The organism is Microbacterium umsixpiens, assembly GCF_053543675.1.
Genome location: NZ_JBLVOH010000127.1, coordinates 13,981 through 14,996, shown reverse-complemented (window position 1 = coordinate 14,996; position 1,016 = coordinate 13,981). Strand labels below are relative to the sequence as shown.

Annotated in this window: 1 protein-coding gene; it reads left to right on the top strand. The window is 68.8% G+C overall.

All coding sequences use genetic code 11. The features are described 5' to 3' along the window. Positions 1-51 precede the first annotated feature (51 nt). On the top strand, positions 52-1,016 hold a 965-nt coding region (locus ACNPM4_RS12660; RefSeq protein ID WP_448985922.1), incomplete at its 3' end, for an ABC transporter permease.

Sequence of the window (1,016 nt, the reverse complement as noted above, 5' to 3'; positions counted from 1 at the left end):
GGCGGGCGGCCGACCTCCGGTTCTCACCACCTCACCGAAGGCGAACGAGCAATGCCAGCCCTCCTGCAGATGATCGGCCGCCGGCTGATCAGCGCGATCATCCTCCTCTGGGGGGTCACCGTCGTGACCTTCGCGCTCATGACCATCGTCCCCGGGGACCCGGCCGCCGCGAACCTGTCGCAGCAGGCCTACGACGACCCCGAGCTGCGTGCCGCGTTCGAGCAGAAATGGGGGCTGGACCAGCCCATCTGGGTGCAGTACGGCCGCTACATCGCGAACCTCTTCCAGGGTGATCTCGGTATCTCGCAGCAGACCCACCGCCCGATCACCCAGGACCTCGCGCAGTACATCCCCGCGACGCTCGAGGTGGCGCTGCCCGCCATGATCCTCGCGATCGTCATCGCCGTCGCGCTGGGCATGATCGCCGCCACCCGCAAGGGCTCGGCCATCGACGGCGGCATCCGCGGCGTGTCCCTCGTCGGGCTCTCGACCCCGCCGTTCTGGCTCGCCCTGGTCGCTCTGTACGTCTTCTTCTACGCGCTCGGACTCGTCCCCAACGGCGGGCGACTGAGCAACGAGTACGACCCGCCGCCCACCGTCACCGGTATGTACACGCTGGACGCCGTGTTCGCCGGGCAGTGGGACGTGTTCGCCGACGCCGTCTGGCACCTCATCCTCCCCGTCGGCATCCTCACCGCGCTCACCGTCTCGGGCCTGCTGCGCTTCGTGCGCTCCGCCATGATCGAGGTGCTGGACGCCGAGTACATCCGAGCCGCCACCGCGAAGGGCCTCCCGGCGCGGACGATCACCTGGCGCCACGTCTTCAAAGCGGGACTGCTGCCGGTGCTCACGGTGACCGGGCTGATGTTCGCCTCGCTGCTCGGTGGCGCCGTGCTCGTCGAGCAGGTGCTCTCGTGGCCGGGGCTCGGCCAGTACGCCTACAAGAGCGCCCTCTCGCTCGATCTGCAGGCGATCCTCGGCGTGACGCTGTTCATCGCCGTCGTCTACACCCTGAT